Annotated in this window: 14 protein-coding genes; 8 read left to right on the top strand and 6 right to left on the bottom strand. The window is 43.3% G+C overall.

Annotated features, from left to right (window positions below; all coding sequences use genetic code 11):
• Positions 1-400 precede the first annotated feature (400 nt).
• The 3 genes from WA1_RS17300 to WA1_RS17290 all read right to left on the bottom strand — a co-directional run bounded on the left by WA1_RS17300 (position 401) and on the right by WA1_RS17290 (position 4652).
• Positions 401-1450 carry an FAD binding domain-containing protein gene (locus WA1_RS17300; protein ID WP_017748840.1) on the bottom strand — a complete coding sequence of 350 codons (1050 nt, stop codon included), beginning with the start codon at positions 1448-1450 and terminating at the stop codon, positions 401-403.
• The gene (locus WA1_RS17295) at positions 1447-3945 is read right to left on the bottom strand and encodes a xanthine dehydrogenase family protein molybdopterin-binding subunit (RefSeq protein ID WP_017748839.1); all 2499 of its coding nucleotides are present in this window, start codon (positions 3943-3945) and stop codon (positions 1447-1449) included. The genes WA1_RS17300 and WA1_RS17295 overlap by 4 nt, the downstream gene beginning before the upstream one ends.
• Before the next feature lie 65 nt (positions 3946-4010).
• Positions 4011-4652 carry a (2Fe-2S)-binding protein gene (locus tag WA1_RS17290; protein WP_017748838.1) on the bottom strand — a complete coding sequence of 214 codons (642 nt, stop codon included), beginning with the start codon at positions 4650-4652 and terminating at the stop codon, positions 4011-4013.
• Between the two features lie 438 nt (positions 4653-5090).
• Between WA1_RS17290 and WA1_RS17285 the strand changes: the two genes are divergently transcribed.
• Together WA1_RS17285 and WA1_RS17280 are read left to right on the top strand one after the other, a co-directional pair.
• Positions 5091-5330, top strand: coding sequence for a hypothetical protein (locus WA1_RS17285; protein WP_017748837.1), 240 nt, complete (start codon positions 5091-5093; stop codon positions 5328-5330).
• A gap of 190 nt (positions 5331-5520) precedes the next feature.
• Positions 5521-6621 carry a hypothetical protein gene (locus WA1_RS17280; RefSeq protein WP_017748836.1) on the top strand — a complete coding sequence of 367 codons (1101 nt, stop codon included), beginning with the start codon at positions 5521-5523 and terminating at the stop codon, positions 6619-6621.
• A 15-nt stretch (positions 6622-6636) separates the two neighbouring features.
• Here the strand turns inward: WA1_RS17280 and WA1_RS17275 are convergent, their stop codons facing one another.
• Positions 6637-8712, bottom strand: coding sequence for a di-heme oxidoredictase family protein (locus WA1_RS17275; RefSeq protein ID WP_017748835.1), 2076 nt, complete (start codon positions 8710-8712; stop codon positions 6637-6639).
• A gap of 472 nt (positions 8713-9184) precedes the next feature.
• Complete coding sequence (locus WA1_RS17265) at positions 9185-9676, bottom strand: orange carotenoid protein N-terminal domain-containing protein (RefSeq protein ID WP_026135256.1); 492 nt, start codon at positions 9674-9676, stop codon at positions 9185-9187.
• Between the two features lie 257 nt (positions 9677-9933).
• On the opposite strand from WA1_RS17265, the gene WA1_RS17260 reads away from it, so the two are divergent.
• Complete coding sequence (locus tag WA1_RS17260; protein ID WP_017748832.1) at positions 9934-10809, top strand: SDR family NAD(P)-dependent oxidoreductase; 876 nt, start codon at positions 9934-9936, stop codon at positions 10807-10809.
• A 119-nt stretch (positions 10810-10928) separates the two neighbouring features.
• On the opposite strand, the gene WA1_RS17255 is transcribed toward WA1_RS17260, so the two are convergent.
• A complete protein-coding gene (locus WA1_RS17255) occupies positions 10929-11327 on the bottom strand; it encodes a DUF6335 family protein (RefSeq protein ID WP_017748831.1) in 399 nt (132 codons plus the stop codon).
• A 698-nt stretch (positions 11328-12025) separates the two neighbouring features.
• Between WA1_RS17255 and WA1_RS17250 the strand changes: the two genes are divergently transcribed.
• The 5 genes from WA1_RS17250 (at position 12026) to WA1_RS17230 (ending at position 16392) form a co-directional block, all read left to right on the top strand.
• Positions 12026-12424 carry a DUF2267 domain-containing protein gene (locus WA1_RS17250; protein ID WP_017748830.1) on the top strand — a complete coding sequence of 133 codons (399 nt, stop codon included), beginning with the start codon at positions 12026-12028 and terminating at the stop codon, positions 12422-12424.
• A gap of 71 nt (positions 12425-12495) precedes the next feature.
• Complete coding sequence (locus tag WA1_RS17245) at positions 12496-13593, top strand: DJ-1/PfpI/YhbO family deglycase/protease (protein ID WP_017748829.1); 1098 nt, start codon at positions 12496-12498, stop codon at positions 13591-13593.
• A 130-nt stretch (positions 13594-13723) separates the two neighbouring features.
• Positions 13724-14425 carry an SRPBCC family protein gene (locus WA1_RS17240; RefSeq protein WP_017748828.1) on the top strand — a complete coding sequence of 234 codons (702 nt, stop codon included), beginning with the start codon at positions 13724-13726 and terminating at the stop codon, positions 14423-14425.
• A 90-nt stretch (positions 14426-14515) separates the two neighbouring features.
• The gene (locus tag WA1_RS17235) at positions 14516-15685 is read left to right on the top strand and encodes a zinc-dependent alcohol dehydrogenase (protein ID WP_017748827.1); all 1170 of its coding nucleotides are present in this window, start codon (positions 14516-14518) and stop codon (positions 15683-15685) included.
• Between the two features lie 107 nt (positions 15686-15792).
• Entirely contained in the window at positions 15793-16392 is a 600-nt protein-coding gene (locus WA1_RS17230; protein WP_017748826.1) for a hypothetical protein, read from the top strand.
• Positions 16393-16456 lie beyond the last annotated feature (64 nt).

Raw genomic sequence — 16456 nt, 5'->3', positions numbered from 1 at the left:
CACAGTCCGATCGCTCAAGGTAAAATCGGGCAATAAGTTTCATATACTATTTTTGATTTACCCTACAGATTTGGACGGTTGTACACGAAATAGTATCCATACAAAGCTACAAATGGACAAGATACTATTCCAGATAAATGTTACCATTTTCAGGAGATTTTTGATAGCCTGGTGAGACGGTCGCGATCGCGAAGCTTTCGGGAGGCAATTGCATAGTTGGAATGTTCGATTTCTTGTATATCTATCCACAATTCCACCTTGTCACTTCTTGTAATACTTTTTCCTACATTATAGGTAATCTTCTAGCGGGAAGGGAGTAATTCGTAATTAGGGTTTGCGGTTAACTGATTCAAACCCCAGGGAAAAATTTTTCCAGGTCTTTAGTCAAATGCAACATATTCTACATTGAACGAGTATCGGCAAGTAAAATCGCTCGGCGCACTAACACCTCAAAGATAGGCACTTTGTACGCATTCTGTGAAAGCGGCTTTGCGCCTTGCACTGCTGCTTTTGCTGCGGCACGCGCCGTCTCTTCATTAATCGGTTTGCCAATTAAAACAGCCTCCGCAGTCCGAGCACGCAACGGTACGGGAGCGGCTGCACCCAAGACGATAGAAGCTTTTGTACAACGTCCACCAGACTTCTCAACCATGACAGCAGTATCTGCGATCGCCCAGTCATAAGACTCTTTCTCACCCTGTTTGAGATGAACCGATCGCACGTTTGCCCCTAGTGCAGGTACCCGGATTTCTGTTATTAACTCGTTAGGCTGAAGCGAGTTTTCCCGCAGAACGTCTTTTTCCGGAGTCACAAAAAACTCTTCCAGTAAAACTTCTCCTACTCCTTTTGGACTCGTTAACACCAATCGAGCACCCAGAGCAACGAGTGCTGTTGCAGCTGTAGAGGCATGCACGCAAGGACAAACCTCATTATTAAAAATAGCATGATACTTGTGTTCGCCCTCAATAGCAAAGCATTCCTTACCTCCCCGCTTCAAACAGCGAAACTGCTCGGAACGGAAATACCAACAGCGCGGACGTTGTAAGAGATTTCCACCAATAGTCGCAACATTACGAATTTGTGGGGTGGCGATATGACTTGCTGCTTCAGCAAGGGCAGTATAACCTTGACGTACTGACAAATCTGTGCTTAATTGGGCAAGTGTAACTAGAGGTCCGATGCGTAAACCAGTTTGGGCATCTGCACTCATGCGATCCATATTGGGAAGTGTGCGAATATTGATGACTCGCGATGGTGTCACCAATCCTTCCTTTAACAAATCTAGTAGATCGATACCCCCTGCTTTAACAATCGCCGTGTTATTCGCAGTTTGGTTTTGCTTGGTAGCAGCCACAGAGCTAGCAGCAACTGTAGCATCAGCAACCGTACTGTTAACTTGGGCTACAGCTTCATTAATGGTAGACGCATTCATCCATTCAAAACGCTTCATGATGTTCTCCTCGATACATTAAGAGCAGCTAGTACTTTCTCCGGTGTCATTGGTAATTCCCGCAAACGGACACCAGTGGCGTTATAAATGGCATTAGCGATCGCTGCCGCCGTTGGAATAATTGCTGGTTCTCCAATACCACCTGCATCAGTAGAACTACGTCCCTGGTAATCCTCCAACAAAAGAATTTCAATCTTTGGGGTTTCGCGAGAACCAAGTATTTTGTATTGGTCGAAGTTTGCGTTGACCATCACCCCGGATTTTTGGCACAAATGCCGATTCTCGTAAAGCGCCCATGATGTGCCTTGAAGAATACCGCCATTAATTTGGCTTTCTAGTTGCAATGGATTAATCGGACGACCACAATCGTGGACGGCTACGACGCGATCGACTCGCACCAATCCTATTTCCGTATCAACTGACACTTCAACAAAGTGCACGCCACCTAACCCACCATGCGAAAAGCTATTCCCTGTCGGGTTTTTGACTTGGAAACCACCATAGTCTTCACTGCGGCTTGCTATGACTGCAATCTGCTCTGTTCGCAACTTCTTGGCAGCCTCACGAAACGACAACCCTTTCGATGGTGTAGCACGAACAAAGATACGTCCGTCTTTCATCGCTAAAGCATCTGCACTCACTTCTAAAGCTGGTGCAATTTGTTGTAACATTTGTTGCCGAACACTGTAAGCAGCATTGCGAGCAGCCGGCGTAATTGAGCCAGTAGTTTTACTACCACCTGAAGGTGGACCAGCAGGAAACATAGTATCACCGATACGCACAGTAATGTCTGTTGCTTGCAAACCAAACTCTTCCGCAACGACCTGTGCCAATACAGTGCGGATACCAGTACCAATATCTTGTACGCTTGACCGTACTTCTACTGAACCATCACGCAAAACTCGTACTTCACATGATGAATCTGTATGAACGATACGAGGCCAAAAAGACTGTGCCATACCGATACCGCGTTTAATCGCTCCAGAGTCAGCACCGGGCGCGTGTCTCTGACTCCAACCGATGCGTTCGGCTCCGATACGGCGTTGTTCGCGACGTGTCGGACTCTCATCAATTTTGTCACGCAGTGCGACTGGGTCAATTTTAATTTTTTCGGCGAGTTCATCAATGAGTTGCTCCAAGGCAAAAGCACCTTGGGGATTACCGGGGGCGCGAAAGGCAGCACCCGGTCCAGCGTGGATGAAAACGTCGTACTGTTCTGAATCAAAGTTTGGACATTTGTACATGACTTGAGCCACGTTACCAACGCCCGCTCCCAATCCAACACCAGCCGTTCCGTAAGCACTGAGACTGATGGCGGTTAGCGTTCCATCACGCTTGGCTCCAATACGCAGTTTTTGCATTGTACCGGGACGATTGCCAACGGCAAGATGCTCCTCTTTACGATCAAGCATCAGACGCACGGGCGCACCTGCTTTCTTTGAGAGGTAAGTCGCGGCTGCACCGTAATTACCCGCACCGAATTTGGCACCAAAGCCACCGCCCATAAATTCCGTAATCACGCGCACTTGGCTTTTCGGCAACTTAAATAATTCTGCAAGCTCGTCGCGTACACCTGCAGTGCCTTGCGTTGAGATATAAACTGTCAAGCCTGACGGTTTCCAATCAGCAACAACACCGTGGGTTTCCAGTGCAGAGTGGGTTTGGACTTGCGTGCGAAATTCTCCTTCGACGGTCACCTCTGCTTCCGCAAACCCTTGTTTAATGTCACCACGCGCTCCTCCAAATGGGTTTTCTTTGACTGGTCCTCGCACATTGCCGCGTTGTGGTAACCCCTTAGGTGCTCCACCACCACCACCCGTGGCCACTTGTTCTGTTGGTCCTTCAAAAACCAAGGGTGCGTTGGGTTGACGTGCTGCATCCATATCGGCAACAAAGGGCAATTGCTCGTACTCTACGCGGATCGATCGCACTGCTTCTTCTGCTGCATCTGGTGTTGTTGCAGCCACAGCAGCTATGGGCTGACCGACAAAGCGAATGAGGGGTAGTTGTCCGGTTGTAACGGGTTTGGGGTCGCGCTCTGTTGCACCGCCTACGACCTTGTCGAGGATATGCACGGCACGCACTCCAGGATAGCGTTCTGCGGCACTAGTATCAATGGAGCGAATGCGGGTGTGCGGATAAGGCGATCGCAACATTTTTCCATAAAGCATACCGGGCAACTGTACATCTGATGTGTAACGCGCCGTTCCTGTTACCTTGAGGCGGGCATCCAAACGCTGAGTGCGCTTGCCAATTACGGAAAGTTCGGCGTTGGGAGGCAGTGGTGGTGGTTCATCCGGTGGAATCTCTCGCTGAACCTGACTCATACTGATGCCAGGAATACCAATGGCAATGTTTGTCATCCCCCCTGAGGTAGATGAACTCGATTGAGCATGGCTTTTTGCGGTTGCGTCTGCAACGGTTGTAGCGATCGCAGAAGCCATGAAGATGACATAACGCTTTCTATTTCTCTTGAGCTTGCGATTGGGAGCCATAGCTTTAACTCCTTTTTTGAACAGTGAACAGTGACCAGTAACCAGTGACCAGTGATACCATACCTTTAACTCCTCGCACTTTGAATGGACTTGGCCGCCGCGAGGGTTGCTTCAAACACTTTGGGATAAGTACCGCAACGACACAAATTACCGCTTGTAGCTGCTTGTATATCTTCAAGTGTGGGGTTTGAATTCTTTGCCAGGAGAGCCGCGCAACTCATCACCATCCCTGGCGTACAATAACCGCATTGCTGGGCATCGTATTCAATGAATGCAGCCTGTACTGGATGCAAATCTTCTCCTTTGGCGAGTCCTTCGATGGTGGTGATGGCGCGATCGCCCACATCCATTGCCAGCATCATACACGAGCACACAGGTGTTGAATCCAACCAAACTGTACAAGCGGAACAAGAACCGCGATCGCAAACAATTTTCGTGCCTGTCAAACCTAACTCGAAGCGCAAAGCCTCAGCAAGGGTAGTGCGGGGTTCGAGTTCCATACGACGCTCAGCTCCATTAATACGGAGTTTAATCGGTGTTCGTCTTGGACCAACAAAGTTGGAAGGTGCTGCTGCTGCTTCTTTGGTACCAATCAAACCAGAATCTAAAATAGCTGCGCTAGCTACGGTGACACTTGCCCTTTTGAAAAATCCGCGACGAGAGACGCCGCTAGGTTTTGCATTTTCAGGATTATCCTGTTTTGTCATAGTTCCCCACTGCCATTCGATGGTTAAGTGCGTGTAACGCCCAGGAATGCGAGTTGCCAGATTTTACTGTTTTAATTATCAGGAATGAATATGACAAAAAAATGACAGTTGTTGATTTACAATTCAAGTCCCGACTCAAGTACGCAATATCGTTCGATCATATTTTTTGCTAACGAAGAGCAGAAGCGAGTCGCCCAAGCATAACTTTAGCCTTCTCTCAGCCAAACTTCATTCTGAATAGCAATGCTATGCAAAGCATAATGCCAATTGCAAATGTTTATGGTACATTTGTATTATGAATCCTAAGAATTAACCCCACCTACAAAGGTGGGATTTTTCTTCAACGGAATAAACACTGTAAACCATCACCTGTACCGAGATCTAACGGTCAAAACAGGTTTGGAATTGTGCATCGACTACAGGAGGTACAGATAAAAGATGACTGCACTTCAGACAAAACCTCGATATCGACGAGGACAATTGCTAGAGGTATCACGAGAAGATGTCATCTACCACGGGGTAGTTGTTAAGGTGTGCGAAATTAATCGCTGTTGGGATAGGTGGGTGTATGTGGGTCATTGCGTGTACTACCCCAAAAATCTGCGTCATTACCAAAATAATGCAAACCGTCATGAGTGGGCATTGTTTGAGGAAGAACTCGGCGAATATCACCAATAATCACTTTTAATCTTTATCGTTTCTTCATGAAGAAAGTAAATTAATTTACAAAAGAAATCAAAATACTAAGTGTATCCTGAAGTGGGAGATAGCTTTTTCAGAGAAAATTATAAAAGACTATATCGTGCATTAGTAAAATTCTAAACGCAATGATTGATACTTGTGTACTAAAGAAATCAGCTAGAGCATTATGTTAATTAGCACCCAAACAGCTAGTACTCCTACTGTTGAATGTTTTGTTCAGCTTTGGGCAGAACGTTACGCACTAGACTTCTCGTCCGTATTTTGTGAGCAAGACCCCTCTGTCTACAATTCTTTACTAGAAGCATCTTCACTTGAAGGTAAAGCTTTAACTGTCTCCAAGTTACGTGAGGCGATCGTTGACACTAAATGCCAGTTTGCGGGCATACAAGCTAAAGCTTTATACGAGTATATTCCCAATGTTGTGGATTTAAGTGAGGCAAGACGACTCACACATTTTACTGTTCAAGTGTACATTGAGCTTCTGGAACTTTATCAACAGCCATCCTCTGCTACCAGTTCAGTAGAAGAAAAGCTACAGACTCTAGCAGGTATGACTCCCATAAATCATTCTTTGCTGTCAGTGTGGGGTATTCCAGATATTGAAGATTTAGCTAAGGCGTTGGAAGGCGTGTTGTTAGAGTGCCAAGAACAATACACGGCTTCAAAAGATTGGTGTACTCTTGGTTTTCTGACCACACAATTCAACTTTAGCAATCAGTTACTTCTAAAAAAGCTTACACCCATAGAGCAAATTTTGATTTATCCCTACTTTAGGTTTATTGAAGAACAGGTTGCCATACCTTGGCAGCGAGTTTGCATAGCTGTAGCAAAACATGAATTAGACTCTCCAGCTTTTACTATTGTCAAGGAAATGTTTCCTGCTGCTTCAGATATTGCACGAACTGTTTACCATCAATTGACAGAAATGTTTCCTGACTATCGCAGTCGTCGAGGTGGATTTGACCATCCAGGTGTAGAACATTCTTGCTTGCGCGACTTGCAGATGTTTCAAGCTTATTTATGGCTGTGTGTTTTGGAGAAGAGTTTCGCACCCGTAGAAAAAGAATTGGTGAATCTGTGTGTTATGGTTATGGAACGAGTCGGAGTGCCGTGGGAGATAACGGCACAATGGAATAAACTCTTGCTGGACGAAATTAGCAGACGTGTCAAACCAGAACAGCGATCTTTTCTACTGCCTTACATAAGTGGAATGCAGGAAGCGTTTTACGAACAGCGCAGCCACTTTACAGTGAACAGTGAACAGTGAACAGTGACCAGTTAATTAATTTTTTTGCTTTGGCATGAGTTCAGGCTCGTCATCTAATGACAGAAGAAACTCTATGAGATCTGTTTGATTTTGAGTAGAAAAACCACCTTGTTTGTCTACCCAGTAGTTGTGACCGCTACCATCTGCATTGGACTCTTGCAAGTCGGAATTGGCACGGTTGGTTAAAACGGTTTGCCTGCGTAAGTTACGGTCTATAAGTACGCGCAAACTTGCCCTCGGTTCTGGTAGTATGTTGCTTAATAATGTTCCCGGTATGCCTAACTGGTCTGGGTTGACAATGTCATAACCATTTTTATCTACTTTTAGCGCTTCTGGTCCTGCAGCAGCACCGCCATCATGTAAATAAGGAGCGGTAACGTTCAACCCAATTAAGCTAGGGACTTTGTAACCTCCAGAATTAGCGATCGCAAAAGCCAGTTCAAAGTCTCGTTTTGCAGTAATATCTGTAGGAACATTTAATACAGGTGGATTTTCTGGGAGGGGAACCGGCACATTGCTTGGATAGGTTTGCGGTGATACGAAGTTGCGAGCAAAAGCAGCTTGTGCTATTGCCCGTGAAGGCTGTGCTTTGATTTCTTGTTCTGCAATAACGTGATTGTTTGTGAAGTAACGTCCACTGTGGCATTCAACACATCCAGCCTTCGTAAAAATGACTGCTCCTTGTCGAACAGAAGCTGAATCTTGCGTTTTTACAGGAGATGGTGCTAGTGAGTTCTGATACGCTGACATACCATTGAGTTGTGCAGCTACCGGAAATCCTGGCGAACTCGCCATCAATCCATCTAGGATAAAAGGTGAACCTTTAGGATATCCCGGCATAGCAATCACCTCATTCATAGCAGGTGTACCGGGAGTAGGGTCAATTTTCTGGAAAAATTTTGATGGTTTAGTACCTTGGGGTAACTTAAACTTTGGATTAGCTGAGTTTTGTAGAATGAAACCCAAGTATGTTTCTTTATCAATACCTAGAAGTTTTTGGCTAGAATCAGCCGTTGATGTTTGATCTGAGTTTGTTCCATGAACATTGCTATTTAATGAAGTTAATCCATGAAACCAACCAATAGCAGCGTTACCACTCCAACCATAAGGATAGGCACCGATAGTATAGGAAGATGGATTTTGGGAGGGATTGTTGTGATTGTCTCCGGTTGAGTCAAAGTTCCCTGGAGTCCAACTGAGCAATTGGGTGTCTACTGCATCTTCTAAAGCTTTGGCGTCTGGTAAATGAGCTTCTTGGTTATCGGATCTTATGTAAGTCTGTTTGCCAGAGCGAACTGTTAAAGGATTAACGCCTGTGTGACGGAACCATGATGCTGAGTTACTCGCTAACGCCAGCATTAAGCCTGTATCTAGATCGTTGTTGGGTGCGCCTTCAAGAATACGTCCAGTCTTTTTATCTACAGTGGCATGACATGCCGCACAAGTTATACCAACTCGGATTTTACCCTTGTTGATATGAGTCATCATTCCTAGAGGAACGAAGGAGTTAGCAGGGATGTCAAGCCCGGTATTCAGAATATCACCCTTTTTGAAATTGCGATTACCTACATTCATATCTCTATCCATGGTCACTTGAAGATTCGTTGTAGGTTGACCCTTGAGAGATAATATGGCTTTTGTCAAGTTGATGAGATTTAGCGGACCATTTAAGATACCAGTGACATCGGTAAAGAAAATTTCGTTCCCAAAAGTTTCTCTATAAAAAGCTTTTCGTCCAAGAGCGATTAAATCTTCTGTAATCGCAACAGCGCCATTCTCTGCTGAAAGTAACTGTTTCCCTTCTTCTGTTTTTAGTAAATTTTCTGCTTCAGCTTTACTAACAACTTTGCCCAACACATCGTAAGAACCTATTTCTTGTGCTGTAGGGTGGCTGAGAGGAGTGTATGTATTGTTGAGGCTTGGCGTTCCTGGAAATGCAAAGTCAATTTGGTATGTAAAGAAACTAACAAGAATTAAGAGCGCTACTAATATAATAATTCCACGCAGCCGCATAAAAAGTGGAATTTGTTGAGATCGCGACGCTTCTGGTTGATTGACTTGGTGTTCGGTAGTTTCTTGAGATGATAACATAAGACCTAATATAGTTTTACCAAAGAAAGGCAGAGGACAGAAGGAAAGATGGTAAATACAAGAAGAAAGCCGATTGGTGGGACTCGATATTGTCAAAATTTCTAAAAAGAACGCCCACAAATAGAATCTACATAAGCGGCTGGCTGGTTCCTATTTTGTTCTCGACAAAGTAAGAACTGAGCTAGACGTTGTTGATAGTAATATCGATGAGTAATCCAACCAAGAGGCGCACCTATGATCGATCCAATTATCAAACCAGTAATTAGACTATAAACAAGATGTTTTCTTTTAATGGTATTGATTCTAGTCGCAGTAGTTTTTGTTACCATAAATTTTCCTTAAATCTTCTTTAGATATTGAAACTCAAACACGAATATAGGGTGAGCAGCACCCACCCTACAACAGTCGTTATCAGTGCAAAATTGCAGATATTACACAACTAGTTTGAGCTTTGTTGTTATTCAGCTAGATACTAAACTTCAGCACCCGCCTTTGGTTCAGTCCCCATTGGAGAGACGTAATCGCGGAAAATATTCATTTGCTGCTCAAATTCAACTTGCTTAAGTTTATTGAGCAATTCTTGAGATTGTGAAGAAAGCTTGTAACCAGGAGGCATAGAAATAATAGTCGCATTATCCATACCTTGAGCTAGGCGATACCAAAATAGTAACTTCGTAGTATCGCTCATGGAACCATACATACGACTGTACTGATTATCTGTGTTATTAATCAAATCGCGCTGAAACTGTAGTTGTTCTTCTGATGGTAGTTCTTTAATTTGATTGAATAAACCTTCAGCAACACTATCAGACACTGTGCTTGCTCCAGGAGCTGCTGGAGTTATAGACTTGCCCATTTCTTTATAAAGAAACCAGAACAAAGCCAATTGTTCATCTACAGGTAAACTTTGAAAAGCTTGAACGTGTTCTCGAACATTAGGATCGTTAGTTTGAGTAAATGTCATAATCCACTCCGATTGCAAAAAAACTTTCACGCTCCAAGCTATCAAAGTTGAATTTGATGTTTAACCCCACTGAAGACAGATGTATGTAAATCAAAGAGAAGAACAATTGTAGGGAGTGGTGAGTAGGGAGTAGGGAGTGGGGAAAAGACAATTAGAAGTTAAAAGGACTTTTTAAGTTTTAACTTCTAAGTTTGTTACTTTTTTAACCTAAATTCCTATTCCCCATTCCCCATTCCCTATTTTTAGGAGATTTAACCGTGGATAGACGTTTAAAAGAAAAAGTTGCAATTATTACAGGTGCTGGTGCTGGTATTGGAGAAGCTATTGCCCATAAATTTGCTAAAGAAGGTGCATCAGTGGTTGTCAATGGACTTCCTGATGACCCAATTGAGGATGTTGTTAATTCCATCAGACACTACGGTGGTAAAGCTATAGCCTATGCTGGAGATGTTTCTCAAGAATTTCACGCCCAAAATTGCGTTCAGACGGCAATTAATGCTTATGGTAAGTTAGATATCTTAATCAACAATGCTGGTGTATTTTTAGCTACAGCAGAACTTCAAGACTATCCTGCTGAAGTATTCGATGATACTATTCGCATGAATTTGCGATCGGCATTTTTGATGACCAAATACGCACTCCCCCATCTGCACAAAACTCGCGGTAACATTGTTTCAGCTGGTTCTGAAGCAGGTTATAACGGTTTAGCGTATAACACGGTTTATGGCGGTACAAAAGGTTGGATGCACTCTTTTATGCTTGGTGTTGCAGTAGAGCAAGCTAAATATGGCATTCGCGCTAACTGTGTTTGTCCTGGTGCTATTGATACCGCTTGGACACATAAGGAAGATAGTCCAATGAATGCGAAGATGGAAAAAAACCTCATTGATGCCACACCACTAGCAAGACGCGGTACACCAGAAGAAATTGCTAACGTTTACGCTTTCATTGCTTCTGATGAAGCCAGTTATGTCACTGGTGCGTTATGGTTAGCTGATGGTGGAGTGACTACTGCAAAAGGGTCTGCTGGTTCAGACACTCCTTTCTGGATGAGGTTTGCACCTAAGGGTGAATTGCGCCTCGATCACTCTAAAGAAGGATTGGAAAATAAGCAAACACAAACCCTCATTTAAAATTCGGAATTCGGAATTTTAAATTCATAATTCCGAATTCCGAATTATTTCAAACTTCATTGTTAACTGGTCACTGGTCACTGGTCACTGGTCACTGGTCACTGGTCACTGGTCACTGGTCACTGTCCCCTTTGTTCATAATCTTCCGAGGACATGGGATCTAATTCCCAACGGCGGTCATCGCGCTGCTCAAAAATATCTACTGTTCGCAGATTGGCTTTATCATTCATTTCCATGCCAACAGCAGCGCCAAGGTCATCTACAATGTCTTGGTCGGGAGTGGGGACTGTACCACCAACACCCTCATCCCCTACTGTTGCTTCTAAATCCCAACGAGCATCTATATCTCCCCCTGTTAACTTTGGACTGGCTTCTGCGTTACCTGGATCGTCATATTTGTTTTTGCGATCGCCAATATTATTCCCTGGTAAGTCTTTGACACCAGTTCCGTAGGATTCAGTGACAACTTGTGGCAAATCATCTGTGTCAAAGTTTTGATTGGACTTTTCTTCTGCCATAGCTCTTTTACTTTTTGGTGCATTCTCACGATAACGCGTTCTCTATCTGGAATAGTCACCCAAAAGATTTACTACTTATGAGGTAATCAAAACTCAACAAGATCTTTCTTTAGTATGAAGAGAATCTGAGGAGTGACACCTATTTTTTATATTTATGATATGGTCACTTCACAAAAAGTTGGAATTCACGAAAATATTTCAGCAGATTCCAGGCTTTAACTCATAACTCCTTCCTTTATCTTAAATAAATAAAAGTATATTTACTTAAATGCAACTCAATACTCATCGTTTATACTCTGTTGGCACAATTGTCAAATATGTAGAGACGATCTGTTTGAAGGTAACCGTTCACAGAGTTTATGACCAGGCATATTAGTCTTGACTTCAGCAGTATTGAGAGAAAGTATAAAACCATCAATGTATCACTTTAGAGATAAGAAGCATATATCCCCAAAGAACGAAGAAAAGCTAGTAATTTCAACGTAATAATAAGAGTCATGAATTCATGGTCGAGTGATAAGGGAGTTAGGATTTATGACTTGGGATATGCTGATATAACTCATACCCAACTCATGATTCCTAACTATTTTCTAAATTTACTCATATAGTCATCAAATCTTCAAAGATAAAAATAATTGATTTTTATAAGATTACAGTCTGCTTGAAACCAGTATCACAGTCAGCATTGGAGGTAAAAAATGAAATATGGAGAATTTATAAAACACGTTCAAAGCATTGCTCAATTGAATTCTCACGAGGATGCAGAACGTGCAACACGTGCAACACTAGAAACTATCAGGGAGCGCATCGTTGGAGATGAGGCAAAAGACTTAGCATCTCAGTTACCGCAAGAACTGGGTGAGTATTTGCACGGGCGTGAAGGTGAAAACGGTCAAGCGTTTTCAATGCAGGAGTTTATTTCCCTAGTGAGTCAGAAAGAGGGAGTAGATCCAGTTGCTGCAGCAACACACACTCGTGCTGTCTTCGCTGTACTGCGGAACGCTGTCACACCAGGTGAGTTTCAGGATTTTCAGGCTAATTTCTCAGACGACTATGCAGAGTTATTTCCCGTCTCACCAACAATGGCTAATTGTTAATAGCTAATGGCTAATAAATCTGAAAAACCTACAATTAGCCATTAGCTATTATAAACTTACAAGGAGATACCATGGTACAACATAACAATCATTCTGGAAAAAAAAGAGTAGCTATCCTCATAGAAAACTATGTAGAGGATTCGGAGTTTCAAGTTCCATACAACGCTATAAAACAAGCAGGAATAGAGATTGTTGTCCTTGGTGCTCGGATGAATGAAACCTACAAAGGCAAACAAGGTAAACTTTCCAAACAAGCTGATGGTACAACATCAGAAGCGATCGCATCCGAATTTGATGCTGTAATTGTTCCTGGTGGTATGGCTCCTGATAAAATGCGCCGCAATCCCAACACTGTTAGATTTGTGCAAGAAGCTATGCAGCAAGGAAAGATTGTAGCTGCTGTTTGTCACGGTCCACAAGTTTTGATTGAAGGGGATTTGCTTCGAGGTAAGCAAGCGACAGGCTTCTTGGCGATTCGCAAAGACATGATTAATGCGGGTGCTAATTATATAGATGAGCCTTTAGTCGTTGATGGTAACTTAATTACATCACGCCAACCTGGAGACTTAGCCATTTTTACCACAGCTATTTTGAGCCGATTGGGATATGGCGGTAAAGATGCAGCATTACCAAACGAAAAAGACACAGCAGCTGAGTGGTGGAAACTCGCTGATGCTTGGGGCGGTTCTACCAAGGGTGATATTGTCAAAGCGTTAAATACATCTCTTGCTGGTGAGCGTTATTCTTTAGAAGCGCTGGAAAATTACATCCAAAAAGAATCAGAGCCACAAGTGAACTCTGTCTTTCAAGAAATGGTAGGAAGCAAACAGCGCAATATCAAAATATTGGAAGCACGTCTGGATCAATTAGGTGAAAAGCCTTCCTTGACAGCAAATATCGCTAACCAGTATGCAAAAGTGAAAACTGCCCTCACAGGAAGCGATGACATATACCAATTGCGTAGTGCTTTAGGAGATGTGCAAACTGGTATAGGTGATATTGGAGCTTTAATGGCAGCAACAACCGATCCAGTTTCAACGACCATTTTTACACAAATCCACAACGACCTACGGACATACGAGCAGCGACTCGTAGACTTGTATCGGGCGCATTCGGGTGCAGGAGTTAAGCCCGCGAAACCGACTACAGGAGCGGCTGTGTCAATGTAGGTTTTTGCGGAACGAACTATAGGCGTAAAGATAGCGTAAAAAGTTCAGGAGGGTAACTTTGCGCCTGTATGGTTCGTTTGTACAGACGCGTCATGACACGTCTATACAATTTGTAAAGGAGAATCATAAAATGGCATCTATTTCAGAAAGTAAGCAAAATCAAGGTAAAACTGAAGCCAGTGAAACCGAACGCTGGACTTCATTGCTTGGTGGTAGTGCAATGGTATTAATGGGTTTAAGCCAGCGTTCCTTGAGAGGGGTTTTGATGGCTGTGGCGGGTGGTGGTCTGATTTATCAGGGTGCAACAAAGCAAAGCACGATTCAGCAAGCACAGCAAGCAATAGGCATAGGTCAACAAGGGATCAAAGTTGAAAAGACAGTGACTATAGATAAGCCTGTTGAAGAGCTTTATCGTTTCTGGCACAACTTTGAAAATTTGCCCAGATTTATGAAGCATCTCAAATCCGTGAAGGTATATGATGCAAAACGTTCTCATTGGATTACTAGCGCACCTTTAGGCGGAAGTGTGGAATGGGATGCTGAGATTCTTGAAGACCGGGAAAATGCATTTATTTCTTGGGCTTCAGTAGAAGGAGCAGATATCGATAACTCGGGTTTTGTCCGGTTTAAACAAGCACCTGGTAATCGTGGGACTGAGGTCAAGGTCGTAATTGAATATTTCCCACCGGGCGGGGCGTTGACAGCGACTTTCGCTAAACTTTTCGGTGAAGAACCAGAACAACAAATTGGTGATGATTTGCGCCGTTTCAAAATGCTGATGGAAGCAGGCGAAATTGCTACAACCGAGGGACAGCCTAGAGGCAAAGGTTAGTAGTTAGTAGTTAGTGGTTCTCATAACAACTAACCACTAACTACTAACCACCAACAATTTTTAATTTAAAATCCAAACTATAAGCATAAAATGAAAGCAGTCTGTTGGTACGGTGCTAATGATGTAAGGGTAGAGAATGTACCAGATCCAACAATTCTTAACCCCCGTGATGCCATTCTCAAAATTACATCAGCAACTATATGTGGTTCTGATTTACACATTTATGATGGCTACATCCCAACGATGAAAGCAGGTGACATTATTGGTCACGAGTTTATGGGAGAAGTCGTTGATGTTGGTCGTGAAGTCAAGAAGTTGAAAAAGGGCGATCGCGTTGTAGTCTCTTCAATCATCGGGTGCGGTCAATGCCACTACTGCCAACAACAGAAGTGGTCGCTGTGTGATAATTCCAACCCCAACGGTTGGATACATGATAAGTTATTTGGTTTTGGTACAGCAGGGATTTTTGGATACTCCCACGCTTTCGGTGGCTATGCAGGAGCTTTTGCAGAATATATACGAGTACCGTTTGCAGATTACGGTGCCGTTCAAGTACCAGAAGGTATTCCTGATGAAAAAATACTGCCCCTTTCCGATGCTTTCCCCACAGGCTACATGGGAGCAGAAATGTGCAATATTTCTCCTGGGGATACCGTAGCAGTCTGGGGTGCAGGTCCCGTAGGTCTATTCGCTATGAAAAGTGCCTATATGCTGGGCGCAGAACGGGTAATTGCCATTGACCGAGTTCCCGAACGTCTGCAAATGGCTCAAGAATTCGCCAACGCAGAAACTATCAACTATGAAGAAATCAGTGCAGGGGATGCCCTTAAAGAAATGACGGGCGGACGTGGTGCTGATGCTTGTATAGATGCTGTTGGGCTTGAAGCACACGGTATGGGTTTGGAAGGATTTTACGATGAAGCCAAGCAAGCAGTCAGGTTAGAAACGGATCGTCCTCACGTGCTGCGGGAAATGATTTTGGCTTGTCGAAAAGGTGGAATTTTGTCAATTATGGGTGTTTATTCGGGATTTGTAGACAAAATCCCCATGGGTGCAGCTATGAACAAAGCCCTTACTTGGAAAATGGGGCAAATGTTCGGTCAGAAGTATATGCCCATGTTGTTGGATCGCGTTCTTAATAACGAAGTCGATCCGTCCCGTGTTTTCACCCATCGCTTACCCCTAGAGGAAGCAAAGCAGGGCTTTGAAATGTTCAAGCACAAGAAAGATAACTGTGTCAAAGTTCTGCTGAAACCATAAAGTTTGTTAGTGGTTAGTGGTTAGTGGTTAGTTGTTAGTGGTTCTCATAACAACTAACCACTAACAACTAACCACTAACCAAGTTCCGATTATATAGGAGGAAATTCATGAAACGCTTACATCAAATTTTGACAGTTTTTTTAGTAGCATCAACTTTTTTCGTGATGCAAGCTTTTGGTTATGGTACATTACAAGCGCAAGCTGACCAAACTGTAACAAGCCCAGAGGGTATTTACTACAAAGCAGTACCCGGAGAAGCACGTAATGTTAACAGTACTGACAAGCTCAGAACTATTGATAACAATAATACGGGCTATACTGATAACATCAGAAATGATAATAACCTGCTTGAAAATGCCAAAAAAGGCCTGAAAGAAACTGCTGATAATGTCCGTGATTCAGTTTCTCGGAATGTTAATGATACCGCCCGTAATATTGGTGATAACGTTACAACCCCAGAAGGCACTTATTACAAATCAACACCTGATGCGGGTAACTATAGCAATAACGATCGCTACTCCCAAAATTCTGGAAATCCTTTAAAAGATGCTGCTGATAATGTTCGCGAAAAGCTGAATTTAGATGAGCCTCTTCCTCGCAGTACAAAAGAATTTTTGAATTCAACGGAAAAGCGAGTTGAAAAGACAGTTCAACCAGTAACTCGAACACCAGAAGGTTACTATCAAGAACCTTCTCGCGCTCGATAAATAGGGAGTAGGGAGTAGGGAGTCCTTATTCCCTATTTCCTAGTAATAAATGACTAGTAACTAT

The organism is Scytonema hofmannii PCC 7110 (assembly GCF_000346485.2).
In the GTDB taxonomy this organism is placed as follows: Bacteria; Cyanobacteriota; Cyanobacteriia; order Cyanobacteriales; family Nostocaceae; genus Scytonema; species Scytonema hofmannii.
This window is presented reverse-complemented; position numbering and strand designations above follow the sequence as displayed.

Bases quoted from the DNA above. Each gene is read 5' to 3' on its own strand.
- WA1_RS17300 (WP_017748840.1), bottom strand. From the start codon at position 1,450: ATGAAGCGTTTTGAATGGATGAATGCGTCTACCATTAATGAAGCTGTA.
- WA1_RS17295 (WP_017748839.1), bottom strand. From the start codon at position 3,945: ATGGCTCCCAATCGCAAGCTCAAGAGAAATAGAAAGCGTTATGTCATC.
- WA1_RS17290 (WP_017748838.1), bottom strand. From the start codon at position 4,652: ATGACAAAACAGGATAATCCTGAAAATGCAAAACCTAGCGGCGTCTCT.
- WA1_RS17285 (WP_017748837.1), top strand. From the start codon at position 5,091: ATGACTGCACTTCAGACAAAACCTCGATATCGACGAGGACAATTGCTA.
- WA1_RS17280 (WP_017748836.1), top strand. From the start codon at position 5,521: ATGTTAATTAGCACCCAAACAGCTAGTACTCCTACTGTTGAATGTTTT.
- WA1_RS17275 (WP_017748835.1), bottom strand. From the start codon at position 8,712: ATGTTATCATCTCAAGAAACTACCGAACACCAAGTCAATCAACCAGAA.
- WA1_RS17265 (WP_026135256.1), bottom strand. From the start codon at position 9,676: ATGACATTTACTCAAACTAACGATCCTAATGTTCGAGAACACGTTCAA.
- WA1_RS17255 (WP_017748831.1), bottom strand. From the start codon at position 11,327: ATGGCAGAAGAAAAGTCCAATCAAAACTTTGACACAGATGATTTGCCA.
- WA1_RS17250 (WP_017748830.1), top strand. From the start codon at position 12,026: ATGAAATATGGAGAATTTATAAAACACGTTCAAAGCATTGCTCAATTG.
- WA1_RS17245 (WP_017748829.1), top strand. From the start codon at position 12,496: ATGGTACAACATAACAATCATTCTGGAAAAAAAAGAGTAGCTATCCTC.
- WA1_RS17240 (WP_017748828.1), top strand. From the start codon at position 13,724: ATGGCATCTATTTCAGAAAGTAAGCAAAATCAAGGTAAAACTGAAGCC.
- WA1_RS17235 (WP_017748827.1), top strand. From the start codon at position 14,516: ATGAAAGCAGTCTGTTGGTACGGTGCTAATGATGTAAGGGTAGAGAAT.
- WA1_RS17230 (WP_017748826.1), top strand. From the start codon at position 15,793: ATGAAACGCTTACATCAAATTTTGACAGTTTTTTTAGTAGCATCAACT.